Origin of the sequence: Cellulomonas sp. ACRRI (genome assembly GCF_022346185.1) — a bacterium.
GTDB lineage: Bacteria > Actinomycetota > Actinomycetes > Actinomycetales > Cellulomonadaceae > Cellulomonas.
Genome location: NZ_JAKRMS010000251.1, coordinates 1 through 1,655 on the forward strand (window position 1 = coordinate 1; position 1,655 = coordinate 1,655).

Annotated in this window: 2 protein-coding genes; one reads left to right on the forward strand and one right to left on the reverse strand. The window is 82.4% G+C overall.

The window, feature by feature from the left end; translation table 11 throughout:
- Positions 1 to 246, forward strand: a 246-nt coding sequence (locus tag MHY85_RS20960; protein WP_239200386.1) for a hypothetical protein, incomplete at its 5' end; no start/stop codon positions are given.
- A gap of 12 nt (positions 247 to 258) precedes the next feature.
- On the opposite strand, the gene MHY85_RS20965 is transcribed toward MHY85_RS20960, so the two are convergent.
- Positions 259 to 1,599 (reverse strand): FAD-dependent oxidoreductase, encoded by a 1,341-nt coding sequence (locus MHY85_RS20965; protein ID WP_239200388.1) that lies wholly within the window; start codon positions 1,597 to 1,599, stop codon positions 259 to 261.
- Positions 1,600 to 1,655 lie beyond the last annotated feature (56 nt).

The following is a 1,655-nucleotide window of genomic DNA, read 5'->3' on the forward strand; positions in this document are numbered from 1 at the left end:
CTGCCGGGGGCGTGGCCGGGCGGTGCGTCGGGACCCGGGGTGGTGCGGGACGTGGTGGACGTCGCCGGTGCCGTCGCGGCGTTCGCGCAGCCGGTGCTCGTGGCGGTCTGGGTGCTGTCGGTCCCGTGGAGCAGGGGGCACCGGGGGCTCTCGTACGCGCTCACCGGGGCCGGGCTCGCGGACGCGCGGGACACCGGTGCCGGGTCGGCGGCGCCCGAGGGGCTCGCGCGGGACCGGGTCGGCTGACCGCGGTCGTCCTCAGCCGGCGAGGGCCTTCGGCAGCGCGATCGCCGGGTCGGTCGCTCGCGCCCGGTCCAGCACCGGCAGCGCCGCGCCCGCGAGCAGCCGCCGCGCCCCGCCGACGTCGCGCGGCCGGTCGACCGCGAACACCGCCGTCAGCGTGCCGGCCGCACCGCCGCCCGGGGCGAACCACAGCGCCGTCCAGCCGTCGTCGCCGGCCGGGTCGCCGCGCAGCGCGACCTCGTCGTCCTCCCCGGGCAGGCCGTAGAGGGCGAGCTCGTGCCCGAGCTGCGTCGAGAACACGTACGGCGCGAGGTCGGACTCGACCGCCTCGCGGCCGAGCAGCCCCGCCACCGCCACCGCCGGGCCGCGCAGCGCGGCGTCCCAGTGCCCGCCCGGCACCCAGCCGTGCCGCGCCGACCGGCGCCGGGCCGCGTCGCCGACGACCCGCACCCGCCACGAGCCGCCGACCGGGGCGTGGTGCTCGTCCACGAGCACCGACCCGTCCGGCGCCAGCGGCAGCGCGCCGGCCAGCCAGCCCGTCGCGGGCCGGGCGCCGACGGCGGCGAGCACCGCGTCCGCCGGCAGCACCGCGCCGTCGCCGAGCCGCACGGCGCCGGGCTCGACCGCCGCGACCCGCACGCCGGTGCGGAGCCGCACGCCGGCCCGGGCGAACCACGGGGCGGTGAGCGCGCCGACCTCCGCGCCGAGCGCCGTCATCAGCGGGGCCCGGCGCGCCTCGACCACGGTGACGTCCACGCCGGCCGCCGCCGCGACCGTCGCCACCTCGGCGCCGACCCAGCCCGCGCCGACGACGACCAGCCGGCGGGGAGCGGGGGCGTCGCCCGCCGGCCCGTCGCCGGGCGCGAGCCCGTGCGGGAACCCGAGCGCAGCCCGCAGCCGCTCGGCGTCCGCCGCGGTGTGCAGCGTCAGCGCGCCCTCCCACGCGGCCGGCCGGACCGCGGCGGACCCGGTCGCGACGACCACCGCGTCCGCGGCGACCTCGCCGTCCGCGGTGCCGACCCGCACGCCCCCGTCGTCCACCGCGAGGCCCGCGGCCGGGCTGCCGAGCCGCACGTCGTCGGCGGCGGCGAGCGCGTCGGCGCCGAGCTCGTCGGACAGCCACGCGGGTGCCGGGCGGTCGAGCAGGTGCTTCGACAGCGGTGGCCGGTCGTACGGGGCGACGCCCTCCGCGCCGAGCAGCGTCACCCGGCCGTCGAAGCCCTGGGCCCGCAGCTCCAGGACCGTGCGGGCCCCCGCGATGCCGGCGCCGACCACCACGACGGAGCGTGGCGCGGGCGGGCGGGGCGTCCCCGCGCCGCGGTCGGGACGGGCGGCGGCGGGTCCGGCTGCAGGCACCCGGCCACCGTAACCTGCACCGACGCGCCGCCGCGGCCCCGCGCCGCCCCCGCGCC